Genomic DNA, 15558 nt, shown 5'->3' with positions numbered 1-15558 from the left:
TTCTCCTTAAAGCTCGGCCAAGTCGACTAAGTTGCCTTTACTTTCCAACCAGTCGCGACGGTCACCCGAACGTTTTTTGGCAAGTAGCATATCCATTAACTCTTCTGTCGCTTCAGGTTCATCAACGGTCAGTTGTACCAAGCGACGAGTATTCGGATCCATGGTGGTTTCACGCAATTGCAATGGATTCATCTCACCCAACCCTTTGAAACGCTGAACGTTCACCTTGCCCTTTTTCTTTTCCGCTTCGATGCGATCTAAAATGCCCTGCTTTTCGGCTTCATCTAATGCGTAGAACACCTCTTTGCCAACGTCTACTCGGTACAATGGAGGCATTGCCACATACACATGACCATGATCAACCAGAGCTCGGAAATGTTTGACGAATAATGCACAGAGCAAAGTCGCGATATGCAAGCCGTCTGAATCAGCATCGGCGAGAATACATATTTTACCGTACCGCAGTTGCTCCAAATCGTCAGAGTTAGGATCAACCCCTAAAGCGACCGAAATATCATGAATTTCTTGCGAGCCTAGAATTTGATCAGACTCAACTTCCCAAGTATTGAGAATCTTACCGCGTAATGGCATCACCGCTTGGAAATCACGATCACGGGCTTGCTTTGCTGAGCCACCTGCCGAGTCACCCTCGACTAGGAATAATTCGCCGCGAGCCGGATCTTGGGTCGCGCAATCGGTCAGCTTACCGGGTAATGCAGGCCCCTGAGTTACTTTCTTCCGCACCACTTTCTTGCTGGCACGCATCCGTCGCTGGGCGTTGTTAATACACAATTCAGCGAGTTGCTCAGCCTGCTCTGTGTGCTCGTTTAGCCACAAACTAAACGCATCTTTTACCACCCCAGAGACGAATGCGGCGCACTGACGAGATGACAACCGTTCTTTGGTTTGACCAGCAAACTGCGGATCTTGCATCTTCACCGACAAAATATAAGCACAACGATCCCAAATATCCTCTGGCGTTAATCTTACGCCACGCGGCAACAAATTACGGAATTCACAAAACTCTCGCATGGCGTCGAGTAAGCCCTGACGCAAACCATTCGCATGGGTTCCGCCTTGAGGCGTTGGAATTAGGTTCACGTAACTCTCGGTGACACCTTCACCGCCTTCTGGCAGCCATGTAACGGCCCAATCAACGGCCTCATCATTGCCAGCAAAGGCTCCAATGAATGGCTCTTCAGGTAGCGTTGGTAGTTCACGAACAGCCTCTACGAGATAATCCCGCAAACCATCTTCGTATAACCACGTTTGCTCTTCATTATCGACGAGATTCCGGAAGGTAATTTTTAAGCCTGGGCACAATACCGCTTTTGCACGTAATAAATGCGTTAATTTCAGTACTGAAAACTTGGGAGAATCAAAATACTTCGGATCTGGCCAAAAACGCAGGTTCGTACCGGTGTTGCGTTTGCCGACAGTGCCTGTCACCTCGAGTTCAGAAACCTTATCACCATTCTCAAAGGCCATTTGAAACACTTGACCATCACGTTTTACGGTTACGTCTACTCGAGTGGATAACGCATTTACAACGGAGATACCTACCCCGTGCAAACCGCCCGAAAACTTATAGTTCTTATTAGAAAATTTACCACCAGCGTGAAGCTTGGTCATGATCAGCTCCACCCCAGGCACACCTTCTTCAGGGTGAATATCAACTGGCATACCACGACCATCATCTTGCACTTCTAATGATTGATCAGGGTGTAACGTCACCACCATTTCGCGTGCATGGCCAGCTAGAGCTTCATCAACACTATTGTCGATGACTTCTTGGCCTAAGTGGTTGGGGCGCGTGGTATCGGTGTACATTCCCGGTCTGCGACGGACCGGTTCGAGGCCATTGAGGACCTCTATCGCATCGGCTTTGTAATCTGACATGCGCTAATTTATCTCGTGTTGCACGGAATCGTTGTTATAGGAATGCCCATATACTGTTACAGGACGTCGAGAAACTCAAGCACAGCTGGTAAGTAGCGCGGAAAATCAACAAAACTGTGATCACCGCCTTGCTCAACAAGCATTCGCTGAGTTCGATAATAGTCTCGGGCGAGCCGATAATCCAAACGCTCGTCGCCAGCTTGAAGCAGCACCATTAACTCCACATCTTGCGAGAACTGCTGCTCTGCTGCAATCAAAACTTCACGATCGTGAGAATCGAGTCGGTAATGTTCGTTGGTATAAGGGTGAACGCGCTCAGTTACCTCTTCCGGCATCCAACTGTAAGGTCGCACCGCTGGATTAATCAGAACGCCGCGAACATGGCGTTGGCGCAATTTACTCACAACATAATGCGTCCAGAATCCCCCCAGCGAGCTTCCCATCACCGCTTTAATTGGACGATGTTCAATCAGGTCATCAAGCAACGCTCGTATTTCGGCCATGCGTGATGGCTGCTGCGGAGCGTATAGCAAATCGGCACCGGCGCCATGCGCTTTCAAATAATCTTGTGTTTGAATGATTTTTAAACTGCCCGGCGAACTTTCAAATCCGTGTAAATACAGCAACAAGGCTTAAACCTCCTGGAAATAGCCATTCGCTCGAATAAGTTGGAGCCACTCTTGCAAAAAGTGATTCACTTGATGTTTTTCATCGGCATGGTACATGCTTGGATTTGGCACGTCATAACTGGCCTGTAATCGAGAAACGCCTTGGCTTCTGACCACTTCAGCGAGCTGAGCATCGTGATAGAGACGCACATCTATTTGCGTCTCTCGCAATCCTGGCAACTGCTTTAGTAACGCCTGCTGTTCAATTCTCACTTCCGTTGTATAGGGTGCTGTTTCTAGCACTGTCACCGCAAAGCGTAATTGCTGCCCAACCTTGATGACTTTCGAGCCTGATTGCTTGACGCCAGCAACCATTGGGCGCAACGCAGCATAGTTGATTGCCGCGAGCCGTTGTAAGGCTGCGAGATCAAACTTATAGCGTTTTCGAATCACATCGGTTGTCATAAATCCTCGAACTGGCGTTTATGTAATTGCAACCATTGTAGCCCAATCACGCTCGCCGCATTGTTAATTTTTCCTGCTTCTAACAACTGCACCACGTCACCATAGGGCAAAACATGTACGCGGATATCTTCATTTTCTGTCGCCAAACCGGCGTGGCGAGCTGCTTTATCGCTATCAACTAGTGCAATGTATATCGAAATTTTCTCGGTACATCCGCCCGGTGTGGATAAGTAGGTAAGAGCGTAATGTAAGCTATTCGTTGCTAACCCAGCTTCTTCTTGAAGTTCACGATGAGCTACCTGCTCCGCCGTCTCATCGTTACTATCGTACATGCCAGCAACAAACTCGAGCAACCATGGCGAAGCATCCGTACCTAACGCGCCAACCCGGAACTGCTCTAACACCACGAGTGCATCTTTTTGTGGATCATAGGGCAACACTACCACAGCATGCCCTCGGTCCATCACTTCACGCTCAAATACTGGCGACCAATCGCCCTCAAATAAGCGATGCTGCAACCGTAATTTATAAAGACTAAGAAAACCCTCTCGTATCGGTGTTTTCTCAATAACTTTTACGTCATTTTGATTATATTTTTGCACAAGCAACCTTTTCTCGTTGTTTAACGTCTTATGTACTCGATTGAACGCGAAATTGATTCATAACAATTGTAAAAAAAACCATCTTTGGCACATAATTAGTTACACTTGAACCTACTCTGTTGCAACTGGCGCCATGCATTTAAATTCGTTTCACAGTAAACTAGTAAACATTCACGAGTGTATGTAAAATGGCAGCCAGTTTTTTGGCAAGATGATGCTTTCAAATAATTAGGACACCCTATCCATGAAAAAGCACGTATTATCAGTTTTAGTTGGCTTAACGCTAAGCGCGACCAGTACTGTCGCCTATGCCGACGACCTTGCACAAGTTTTCCAGCTTGCATTGCAGAACGATCCTACACTACAACGAGTTGATGCTCAGCGTCGCGCCGCACAAAAAGGTATCGATATCACCAAATCAGCTTTTTGGCCGCAGGTGAGTTTCTCGGCTGGTTACTCACGCTCAGAATCAGAGAGTGCAAATTATGATTCTGTTGCGCAAAGTTTTATTGTTATTGATAGCGAGAACCGCGGCTGGAATGCTGGGGTAAACTTAACCCAAACGGTTTTTGATATGAACGTTTGGGATCAAGCTGCATTAAGCGAAAAGCAAGCTTACCAAGCTGAAGTAAATTACCTAAGTGAGCGTCAGCAATTGATGATTCGCGTAGTGAATGCCTATTTCACGGTTCTGGAGCGCATAGACGACTTAGAGTTCGCAACTGCTGAGAAAAAAGCAATTGAACGTCAACTTGAACAAACCAAGCAACGCTTCTCTGTTGGCTTAACCGCGATTACCGATGTGCACGAAGCTCAAGCACAATACGACACGTCGGTGGCGTCAGAAATCCAAGCGAAAAATGCCGTTGAAATTGCACAAGAATCATTGCGCGAAATCACGGGTCGTTATCATCAAGATTTAGCTCAGCTAAACACCGAAACTTTTTCGCCTGAAAGCCCAGAGCCAGCGGATGCCATGCAATGGGTAAAAATTGCAGAAGACAAGAACTTACAGTTATTGGTTCAGCGCGTGTCGGTTGAAATTGCTGAGCAACAAATTGATTTAGCGCGCAATGGTCACTTACCAACCGTGTCGTTAAATGGTTCATACTCGACTCGCGACACCACCACCACGGCACGCGGTAACGAAATTGATATGCCACGGATGGATTCCAACTCGATCGGACTCTCTTTGAATGTGCCGATCTTCACCGGTTTCCGCACGTCATCTGAAGTTGACCAAGCGCGTGAAAACTTTGTCGCCTCAAGCCAAGAGCTTGAGGGAGTTCGTCGCGGTGTCGAACGTCAAGTTCGCAACGCTTATTATGATGTTGTCGCTTCGCAATCAACAATTCGTGCGTTCGAACAAGCGGTTGTTTCAGCTGAGAGCGCGTTGAAAGCCACGCAAACTGGTTTTGAAGTTGGTACCCGCACAATCGTCGACGTATTGAACAGCACCCGCAATTTGTACAATGCTCGGCGTAATCTATCGAGCGCCCGTTATGGATACATTCGTCAGTATTTGACTCTGAAACAAGCTTCAGGTCAGATTAGCGAACAAGATTTAGTAGCCATTAACGCAAGCTTGATTAATGAAAATAATTGAAAAACCGCACTTTGAGCCACGGTTTTTATTACCGAAGTACTGGTTAACGTGGCTTAGCGTCGGCATTCTCTACACCATTTCTTGGCTGCCATATCGTTGGCAGCTAGGAATGGGCAGAGGTTTAGGTCGACTATTCTATCGTTTCGTTCCTCGCCGCGCAGGCATTGCTCGCCGCAATCTCGAATTGTGCTTTCCGAATATGTCGCCTAGCGAAATCGAAACGCTCGTTCGAAAAAATATGCAGAATACTGGTATCGCCTTCTTCGAAACGGGCATGGCTTGGTGGTGGCCAGATTGGCGCATTCGTCGTAAATTACATGTTCACGGCGAAGAACATCTTCATGCAGCCCAAAAAGATGGCAAAGGCGTTTTGCTGTTACTGTTTCACTTCTTGAGCCTAGAAGTTCACGCCAGATTACATGGTTTCGTTAAACCAGCCGTAGGCCTTTACCGACCGCATAACAACGCAGTAATGGAATACCTACAAACGTTAGGACGCGGCCGATCAAACAAATACATGATTCCGCGCACCGACGTGCGGAGCATGCTACAAGCACTCGATCAAGGTGAGATTGCCGGCTACTTGCCAGACCAAGACTATGGCCGCAAGCGCACTGTATTTGCACCACTATTTGCCGTTGAGAAAGCCAGCACCACGACCGGCACGTTGTTATTTGCAAGCAATGCGAATTGCGCAGTATTACCGGTAACTTGTTTTCGACGCGATGACGGTTCTGGGTACGATATGACGTTTTACCCTGAGTTCGAGAATTTCCCGACTGGAAATGACATCGATGATGTCACTCGCGTCAACCACATGATTGAATTTGCCATTCAGCAAAAACCTGAGCAGTACATGTGGATACATCGACGCTTTAAAACGCGACCGAACGAAAGTGACCCCGACCTTTATAAACCTTAATCCGCTAACCAATGTCGCCATGCTTGAATAACAGTATGGCGATATTCTTCTAAGTCCATTCGTGTAACATTACCACGGTCATCAAGCGCTAACTGATGAATCACTTCACGTTCGGAAATATAAGCTTTCATTAGCTCCTGTGCGCGTTCGGCACTCATTAACCCGACCTGTGCAGCACCTTCTAATATGCGAATATTATCGGTAAATTCAGTTAACGTCGGATGTTCCGGAGCGAAACGTAGCACTAAATATTGAACTAAAAACTCTAAATCAGTGATACCTCCTTCGCCCTGCTTAACGTCAAACTCCTGCCCTTCTACTTTGGCATGTAAGTGCTCGCGCATTTTTTCACGCATACTAAGCACTTGCTTTCTCAGTTCCGCTTCATCACGACTTTGACAGAGCTGTTGCTGACGTATTTCTATTAGCTTTTGACACAACTCAGGACTGCCGAAGACTGGACGCGCTCGCACTAAAGCTTGTAACTCCCAAGTCCAAGCGTCTTCACGCAGATAACTGGCAAAAGTATCCAAGCGCGATACTAACAAACCGGCTTTACCCGACGGTCGTAAACGCATATCGACTTCATACAACGTACCCACCACCGTTCTTGTGGTAAACAAATGCAAAATACGCTGCGCTAAACGAAGATAAAACTGTTGAACCTCAATAACTTTGGCCCCGTTAGTTTCGCCTGAATAATCTGAGTCAGTAATAAATACTAAGTCTAAATCAGAGCCATAGCCCAGCTCCAAGCCGCCGAGCTTGCCGTATGCCATCACAGCAAACCCCATATTGTCGATATCACGACCAGGAGGCACGCCGTGTTTCTCCGCTAACTGAAACCATGCTAAACGCACAACTTTTGCAATAATTGCTTCAGCAAGATAGCTCAGGTGGTCACTGACTTTCATAAGCGGTAGCGCACCACTTATATCAGCCGCAGCAACTTTCAGTTGCAACACTTGACGAGCCTGACGTAGCGCATCCATTTGCGCCTCAAGTTCTTGTTCTTGCTCTGGTAGTCGCATCAAAAACTCATCCAAGAGCGACGGATAATCTTCCAATTTAGGTAGTTGATACAAATGTTGTGGATCAATTAACTCATCGAGCAGCAGCGGATACAACGCAAGTTGATGAGTTAACCACGAGCTGGCACGGCATAACTTAATAAGTTGCTCGCGTGCACCGCTATTTTCAACTAACAACTCAACATACGCAGTACGTGTCATTATCTTTCGCAATACTTGAAGCACGCGCTCGAGTACAGAATCGGAATCAGCAAATTGCACAATCCGCTCCAGCAACAATGGAACCAAACGCGCCATTGCCTTACGCCCACGGGGGCCTGAACCGCGCTTACGAACATCCATCCGTAACTGATTGACTTGTTGCCATATGAGTTGCGCCGTGGCTTTCGCAAGGCCAACATCAACAAGAACGTCGACTGCCGTATCATCTTCAATCATATCCTGCCACAGCAGCTGTAGTTCCCCTGCTTCTTCGTCTTCAGCATCAGGATCGCCAATTACCTGACGGAAGTGCTGATGAACTTTTACCATCGTCGTCTTAATTAACTCATCCACTTTCTGCCAAGGCTGCTGATAAGCCAAGCTAATACGCTCTTGCAATGCCTTCTCTGTAGGTAAGGTTTGCGTTTGTTCATCGTTGAGTTGCTGTAGCACGTGCTCCATTTTGCGCAGCACGGCATAACACGCCAGCAACTCATCAACCGACGATTGCGGAAGAAGCCCGAGTTCGGCAATGGCTTGGTAGGCTTGATAAATCGACTGAGTTTGTAATTGTCGTTGCTGGCCGCCACGAATAAGTTGAAAAACCTGTGCAATGAACTCGATTTCGCGGATGCCGCCGGGACCTAACTTGATGTTGTGTTCGAGCCCTTTTCGTCGCGTTTCCTGAGTGATTAAACTCTTCATTTTACGTAATGCATCGATCGCGGAGAAATCGATGTAGCGACGATAAACAAATGGCCGCAGTAACGCTGATAGCTGTTGCTGATAGTTGGCATCAGCGCCGATGATTCTTGCCTTCACCATGGCATAACGTTCCCAGTCTCGACCCTGCTCTTGATAGTAGTATTCGAGTGCCGACAAACTGGCAACAACCGGGCCTGATTGACCAAATGGACGAAGTCTCAAATCAACCCGGAACACCCGCCCATCGACAGTGATTTGATCAAGCATACTCACCAAGCCTTGGGCAAGTCTGGTGAAGAACACACTGTTCTCAATTGGTTTACGCGGATGGTCCGTTTCACCTTGCTCTGGATAACAAAATATAAGGTCAATATCGGATGAAAAGTTGAGTTCGCCGCCGCCCAATTTGCCCATCCCAATGACTAACAACGGAAGTGCATCGCCGTGCTCGTCACGCGGCGTGCCAAACCGGTCACAAAACCGCGGATACAACCACGCTAATGAACTGCTAATAAAAGCATCTGCAGTCGCGGTAATGTGCGCTAACACATCCTCTAACGACATTTGTTGCAGTAAGTCGGCTGCCGCAATGGTGGCGTACCATCGTTGCCTTAATTGCCGTACCAGTTTATTCGCTTCAGCCTCGTTAGTGCAGTGCTCTAAACTCGCATTTAACTTGGCTTGATAATCGCTCGGTTGAGGGAGAACAACTTTTTCCCCCTGCCACTCGATGGCATCGGGATATTGCTCGAGTACACGAGCGACAAATTCACTAATTGATGTTACCCGCGCCAACTTATCCACAGTTACAGTATCCAGTACGGCTCTTGTTTCAGTGCAGCTCTGCGCGAGCGCTCCAAGGCGTATAGCAGTGATTCAAGTTGTACCTCTTGCCAACTCAACAATTTGTCTGTGTTGATGTCGTCGGTATCTTTAATCGCTTCGCGTAAGAGCTTCAAGGCCATGATTTCTCGAATGCCACGCAGCATGTCTTGCCATGGTGCACGAAAACTTTCGCGGTCTTCAGCATCGAACAAATAACCCACGCAATACCCCAGTTGCAACGAGCTTTGTAACTGCGGTAGCAGTTTTAAATATTGATCTGCACGCATTTCGTCATGACGCGTAAACGCTTCAACAACCTGTTGCCAATCTTCACGCAAGCGCTGTGCCGCCCATTGCTTTAGTGGCAATTGTGTTAGCTGCTCGTGGCGAGGCTGCTGCGCACAAAGTTCGCCCAGCTCGAACAAAGTAAGCTGATAATCATCGCGTTTGCTGAGGTTAATGACTAATTCCAATTGAACCGCATGTTCTTGCTGCTCAAGAATTTCATCGTACAACTTTTGATTTTGCTCAAGTGCGCGGTGGTAGGCGCCATCTTCGGCGGTTAGCTCATTGAGTCCGTCGTAACGACTTAACCACCCGAGATGCCCCAACATTTGCTCTAATCGCACAATGTGATCACTTACATCAATTTCAAAAAGAGCGAGTTGCTGTAGCACCACTTTACATAAACGAATACCGTCGGTAATTCCAGCCACAGCACGCACGCTCGGTTGTTCATTTAAACATGCGTCATTGTGTTGCCAGTATTGCAACGCATACGCAAGAGCGCGATATAGGCCGCTACCAGCATCATCGTTTGGTTGCTGGCGAACAAAGTGAGCATGCGTAAATGGCTCTAACACAGATTTTTCTGCCAACAAATAGCCGCGAGCAGCCTTACTCAAGCTGCCCACTCGTGCGTTAACTCGCGTAATAAAACGTCGCGCAAACTTATATGCTTGAGCTATCTCGCCACCTTGAACCTCTAGCTCAACTTCGCAAATTGGTCGCACTTTATCGTTAGCAATAACCTGACCTTCGTCGAAAACCAGTTCAATTACGCCATCACCGCTTGCTATTTGCCAACGATGCCGGGTGAAATCGGTACGAAATATTTCGGTAAGCTCACGCTGTATATCAAAAACTGGGAATTCGTCTGGCCAAATATCTTCTTCAAACAACGTCAAATCAGGTTCGTCGCGGGTTACTACGACATTGTATTCAGGGCGAGAATGCATCCCCCCAAGCACTTGGCCAGCTAGCTTAATGGTTTGTTCACGCTCATCACCACGGCGACGAATACGTAAACCGATGTCGTGCTGACGCAATTGCAGATCCGGCGTGTCAAAGTACGCATTGCTTAATTCCAGTTGGCTGGGTTGCGTTTCTTTGGCTAGCTGTTGGCACAATGCCAGAACCGCATCTCGCTTAGCTGGTTCTACCAGTAACTTTAGTTCGATTTCTTGACTCACGAGTGGTCTCTTACACGTTGATTTTGCTTGTTTCATACGGTACTCGTACTCAATGTGCGGGTCAACTTAAATGGGCTTGACAGCTGTGTTTAAAAAATGCACCGTGGGCGCGATTTAGAGAATTAAAAAAATGTGATCAGACTAGCTTTACGCGCGCCAAAAAAGTCATATACTGGCGCCCGAAATATGTCACCGCCAGCCTTGGGCTGAGTCCAACAGGAGATGCTATGTTCAAAGCGAGTGAAGTACTTGCGGCTCAGTATACCGGCGCCGACCTTGGTCGACTCCAACAAGCAATAACTGCCAACTATTTGGTAGATGAAGATGCTTATTTGCGTGAGCTATTGCCTTTAGTCCCTCAAGAGGATTCAAATCTTGATGCGGTTACTCAGGCAGCAACCGATTTAGTAAATAAAGTTCGCGACCGTGCTGACGGCGGTGGCGTTGATGCGTTTTTGCAAGAATACAGCCTTGATACCAAAGAAGGTATTATTTTGATGTGTCTTGCAGAGGCCTTGCTACGTATTCCAGACGCCACCACAGCTGATGCACTCATTCAAGACCGTTTGTCCGGCGGTGATTGGCAAAAGCATATGGGACAAAGTGCGTCGTGGTTGGTTAATAGCGGCACATGGGGGCTTGCGTTAACCAATTCGATGATTAATCCAACCGGTCAGCCAATGGAAACGCCACGCGGTGTTTTTCGTCGCATGGTTCGTCGGCTGAGTTCACCAGTAGTACGCAAGGCAACCTATGCCGCTATGCGCATCATGGGAACGCAATTTGTTTTAGGTCGGACAATTCAAGAAGCTCTCAAAAACAGCCGTAATAATCGCGACAAAGGCTATACACATTCATACGACATGTTGGGTGAAGCAGCATTAACTATGACTGATGCGCGCCGTTATCACGCCGACTATGTCAACTCAATCAAAGTGGTTGGGAAAGAGAATTTCAATAATCCGAACGCACCGCGACCGACAATTTCAATCAAATTATCTGCGTTACATCCGCGTTATGAAGTGGCCAATCATGAACGGGTTCTTACTGAACTCGCTTCAAGCTTGACCGAATTGGTGAAACTCGCGAAAGAAGCCGACGTTGGCGTGAGCATTGATGCCGAAGAAATGGATCGCTTAGAACTTTCACTCGAACTGTTCGAGAAAGTTTATCGCAGTGGTGTCTGTAAAGGTTGGCCGCGTTTTGGTTTGGTTGTACAAGCTTATTCAAAGCGCGCATTACCCGTATTATGCTGGGTAACCGCTTTAGCTCGTGAGTGCGGTGATGAAATTCCAGTACGTCTCGTAAAGGGCGCTTATTGGGATACTGAGATTAAACTGTGCCAAGTAAACGGCCTAGAAGGCTATCCTGTTTATACTCGTAAAGCGAATACCGACGTATCTTACTTAGCTTGCGCTCATTATTTGATGAGTCCGGCAACCGATGGTGCTATTTATCCACAATTTGCAACGCACAATGCGCAAACTGTTGTCGCTATTCGTGAGTTAAACAACAAGTACCAACGTCGAATTGAGTTCCAACGTTTGCATGGAATGGGTGATGATCTTTACGATACGTTGCTTGAGCAAGACCCGAAAGTTACGGTTCGTATCTATGCTCCAGTAGGCGCTCACAAAGACTTACTTCCGTATTTGGTTCGCCGCTTACTTGAAAACGGTGCAAATACTTCGTTTGTGCACAAGTTAGTCGACCCTGAAACGCCGGTAGCCGAGCTCACCGAACATCCGCTTCGCACCATGCTGAAGCATGAGCATTTCGCAAACCATAAGATTCCATTACCGACGCAGATTTTCAGCGATCGGAAAAACTCGTTAGGATTGAATATGAACATTCACTCGCAAGCTGATGATTTTATCAACGCCGTTCATCAATATCGTGATAAGCAATGGCAAGGTGGACCAATTGTTAACGGTGATGTGGTTGATGCGCACCACCGTGTTGCTATTCACAGCCCACAAAATACCAGTCAGCAGATTGGTACCATTTGTTGGGGTGACAAAGCTTTAGCCGAGCAAGCATTGCAAAGTGCTAATGCCGCTTATCGCCGTTGGCGCGATACCGATGTTGAAGTGCGAGCAGCCTCACTCGAGAAACTGGCTGACTTGATGGAAGCTAATCGTAATGAACTGATTGCCCTGTGTACCATGGAAGCGGGTAAGAGTTTACAAGATGGTATCGATGAAGTTCGCGAAGCAGTCGATTTCTGCCGTTATTATGCGCAACAAGCTCGTGAACTTATGGGTGACGGCACCACCTTGCCAGGTCCAACAGGCGAAACCAACGAACTATTTTTGCAAGGTCGCGGTACGTTTATCTGTATCAGCCCGTGGAACTTCCCTTTAGCAATCTTCATGGGACAAGTAGCAGCGGCTTTAGTTACCGGTAACTGCGTGATTGCCAAGCCAGCTGAACAAACAGGTTTGATTGCCTTCCGTGCTGTTCAATTGGCATTAGAAGCAGGCATTCCTGGTGACGTTTTACATTATATGCCGGGTAGCGGTGCTGAAGTTGGTAGTTTCTTGGTGTCACAAGAAGATATCGGCGGTGTCTGCTTTACCGGTTCAACTTACACCGCGCAATCAATTAACCGCGCATTAGCCGCTCGTACCGGTGCAATCGTGCCATTGGTTGCAGAAACGGGTGGTCAAAATGCAATGTTGATCGATTCAACTGCATTGCCAGAACAAGCCGTTACCGACATCGTTGCCAGCGCCTTCAAGAGTGCCGGTCAGCGTTGCTCTGCGCTACGCGTATTGTTTGTTCAAGACGATATTGCTGACCGCGTGATTGATTTGCTCAAAGGTGCCATGGCTGAACTGAAGGTTGGCGACCCAATGTTGCATGAAACTGACGTCGGCCCAGTGATTGATGGTGTGGCGAAAAGTAATCTCGAGCAGCACATCAATGATATTTCGCAAGCAGGCCGCTTAATTGCTCGTGCCCCAATGCCGGAATATACCAATGGCGGTACTTTTGTGGCGCCAACTGCGATTGAAATCGATAGCATTAATCAGCTCGTTAAAGAAAACTTCGGTCCAATTTTGCACGTTATTCGTTACAAAACGAGCGAACTTGATCAGGTTATCGAGAGCATCAACGGTACTGGTTTTGGCTTAACATTCGGTATTCATAGCCGCAATGAAACCTTTGCAGCAGATATCGCGCGTCGTATTGATGTAGGTAACGTGTATATCAACCGAAATCAGATTGGTGCTGTAGTTGGCGTGCAACCGTTTGGTGGGCGCGGCATGTCAGGTACTGGCCCGAAAGCGGGTGGTCCACACTACTTAACTCGCTTTGTGACTGAAAAAACGCGCACCAACAATATAACCGCTGTTGGTGGTAACGCTACCCTGTTGTCGCTAGGTGACTAGCGACAACACGTTATTGCGCTGAGAACACAATAAGTGGGCGATTAAAACTCGCCCACTTCGTGTTGATACAGGCTCTCACTTCCGTCCTCAATAGCTCCAATTAAACCGTGAATACGCGGCAAAATACGAGCCATATAGAACTTCGCTGTCTTCACTTTACTTGCTAAGTACGGGCGCTCATCAACTAATGGCTGAGCAACCTTGGCCATGCGTAGCCACATATAGGCAAATGCCACATAACCGACCAAATTTAGATACTCAACGGCGACGCTATTGATGATGTTTTCATCTTGCGCCACACGCTCCAGCACATGTTTTGTAACCTGATTAATTAATTGCGTCGCTTCCGCAAGTTGTTGATATTCTTTTTCTAAACCGGCTTCGGGCTCAGCCAATAAGGCTTGAATATCGTCTAGCAGTGGTTTGAGTAATTCACCACGCGAACCCGCAACCTTGCGGCCAAGCAGATCGAGTGCTTGGATACCATTAGTCCCCTCATAAATTTGAGCAATACGAGCATCTCGAACTAACTGCTCTTGTCCCCACTCACGTATAAACCCATGACCACCAAATACCTGCTGACCAATAACCGTCGTTTCAAAACCGGTGTCGGTTAAGAACGCTTTGGCAACCGGTGTGAGAAGTTGAACCAGTGCTTCCGCTCGTGCTTTTTGTTGTGGATCTTGAGCGTATTTCGCAATATCTAATTGTTGCCCAACGTAGGTTGAGAATGCCCGACCGCCTTCGACGAAAGCTTTCATCGTCAACAGCATACGGCGGACATCACCGTGTACAATGAGAGGGTCGGCTTCTTTATCAAGTTCACGTGTTGCCTTGGCACCGCGCCCTTGAATACGGTCTTGTGCATACTCTAAAGCGTTCTGGTATGAACGGGCGGCGGCGCCTAAACCCTGAATACCAACGCCGAGACGTTCATAGTTCATCATCGTGAACATGGCTGGCAGGCCTTGATGAGGCGCACCAACTAACCAGCCCTTGGCGCCGTCAAAGTTAAGTACACAGGTCGCTGAAGCATGAATCCCCATTTTATGTTCAATCGAGCCACAGTTAACGCCGTTACGTTCGCCAATCGCTCCGTTTTCATCAACGAGAAACTTCGGAACGAGGAAAAGGCTAATACCTTTGCTGCCAGCTGGTGCGTCAGGTAACTTCGCAAGCACCAAATGAATAATGTTTTCGGCAAGATCATGCTCGCCGCCAGTGATAAAGATTTTGGTACCTGAAATGGCAAAGCTACCATCGTCATTTGGTACGGCTTTGGAGCGAATAATACCTAAATCAGTACCGGCATGTGGCTCAGTTAGACACATTGAACCGGTCCACTGACCAGCAATCATTTTCTCGAGATAAGTAGCTTTTAGAGTGTCGTCAGCGTGCTGATCGATGGTCATGATCGCACCGGCGGTTAGACCTGGATACAAAGAAAACGAAATATCTGCTGCACACAGCATTTCTTCGTACTGAGCTGATACGCTTTTCGGCAAGCCCATGCCGCCAAACTCAGGGTTTGCGGTAACCCCGACCCAGCCGCCTTCGGCGAGTTGTTTAAAGTTTTCTTTGTAGCCTTTTGGTGTTGTCACCACGCCATTCTCAAATGACACGCCCTGTTCGTCAGCGGCGCGTGCGTTTGGCGCAATGAGGGTCTCAGCTAGCTTGGCGCCTTCATCAATAATCGCAACAGCGGTTTCAATATCTAATTCTGCGAGTTCACCGAACTGAGCCCAATCTTTATCAACTTTAAAAACGTCCTGCAGCACAAACTGCATATCTTCACGTGGAACACGATAATCCGCCATAACAACACCT

General features: G+C 47.6%; 10 protein-coding genes. 3 read left to right on the top strand and 7 right to left on the bottom strand.

Going from position 1 to position 15558, the window contains the following annotated elements; genetic code table 11:
• Positions 1–6: 6 nt before the first annotated feature.
• The 4 genes from parE to LG272_RS05635 are packed head-to-tail and all read right to left on the bottom strand — an operon-like array spanning position 7 to position 3574.
• Positions 7–1899, bottom strand: coding sequence for a DNA topoisomerase IV subunit B (gene parE, locus LG272_RS05650; protein ID WP_126758406.1), 1893 nt, complete (start codon positions 1897–1899; stop codon positions 7–9).
• 56 nt (positions 1900–1955) lie between these two features.
• Positions 1956–2528 carry a YqiA/YcfP family alpha/beta fold hydrolase gene (locus LG272_RS05645; RefSeq protein WP_404409955.1) on the bottom strand — a complete coding sequence of 191 codons (573 nt, stop codon included), beginning with the start codon at positions 2526–2528 and terminating at the stop codon, positions 1956–1958.
• A gap of 3 nt (positions 2529–2531) precedes the next feature.
• Complete coding sequence (locus LG272_RS05640; RefSeq protein ID WP_126758404.1) at positions 2532–2972, bottom strand: DUF1249 domain-containing protein; 441 nt, start codon at positions 2970–2972, stop codon at positions 2532–2534.
• Positions 2969–3574 carry an NUDIX domain-containing protein gene (locus LG272_RS05635; protein ID WP_404409954.1) on the bottom strand — a complete coding sequence of 202 codons (606 nt, stop codon included), beginning with the start codon at positions 3572–3574 and terminating at the stop codon, positions 2969–2971. The genes LG272_RS05640 and LG272_RS05635 overlap by 4 nt, the downstream gene beginning before the upstream one ends.
• 244 nt (positions 3575–3818) lie before the next feature.
• Here LG272_RS05635 and tolC point away from each other — a divergent pair, with 244 nt between their 5' ends.
• Together tolC and lpxL are read left to right on the top strand one after the other, a co-directional pair.
• Positions 3819–5180 carry an outer membrane channel protein TolC gene (gene tolC, locus LG272_RS05630; RefSeq protein WP_126758402.1) on the top strand — a complete coding sequence of 454 codons (1362 nt, stop codon included), beginning with the start codon at positions 3819–3821 and terminating at the stop codon, positions 5178–5180.
• A complete protein-coding gene (gene lpxL, locus LG272_RS05625) occupies positions 5167–6102 on the top strand; it encodes an LpxL/LpxP family Kdo(2)-lipid IV(A) lauroyl/palmitoleoyl acyltransferase (RefSeq protein ID WP_404409953.1) in 936 nt (311 codons plus the stop codon). The genes tolC and lpxL overlap by 14 nt, the downstream gene beginning before the upstream one ends.
• On the opposite strand, the gene glnE is transcribed toward lpxL, so the two are convergent.
• Entirely contained in the window at positions 6099–8843 is a 2745-nt protein-coding gene (gene glnE, locus LG272_RS05620) for a bifunctional [glutamate--ammonia ligase]-adenylyl-L-tyrosine phosphorylase/[glutamate--ammonia-ligase] adenylyltransferase (RefSeq protein WP_404409952.1), read from the bottom strand. The two genes, lpxL and glnE, sit on opposite strands and share 4 nt — an antisense overlap.
• Positions 8844–8845: 2 nt before the next feature.
• Entirely contained in the window at positions 8846–10336 is a 1491-nt protein-coding gene (locus LG272_RS05615; protein WP_126758400.1) for an inorganic triphosphatase, read from the bottom strand.
• 227 nt (positions 10337–10563) lie between these two features.
• On the opposite strand from LG272_RS05615, the gene putA reads away from it, so the two are divergent.
• A complete protein-coding gene (gene putA / locus LG272_RS05610) occupies positions 10564–13731 on the top strand; it encodes a bifunctional proline dehydrogenase/L-glutamate gamma-semialdehyde dehydrogenase PutA (RefSeq protein ID WP_126758399.1) in 3168 nt (1055 codons plus the stop codon).
• Between the two features lie 41 nt (positions 13732–13772).
• Here putA and LG272_RS05605 read toward each other — a convergent pair whose 3' ends face one another.
• Entirely contained in the window at positions 13773–15548 is a 1776-nt protein-coding gene (locus tag LG272_RS05605; RefSeq protein ID WP_404409951.1) for an acyl-CoA dehydrogenase C-terminal domain-containing protein, read from the bottom strand.
• Positions 15549–15558 lie beyond the last annotated feature (10 nt).

This window comes from Pseudidiomarina marina (assembly GCF_044807045.1).
GTDB lineage: Bacteria > Pseudomonadota > Gammaproteobacteria > Enterobacterales > Alteromonadaceae > Pseudidiomarina > Pseudidiomarina marina.
This window is presented reverse-complemented; position numbering and strand designations above follow the sequence as displayed.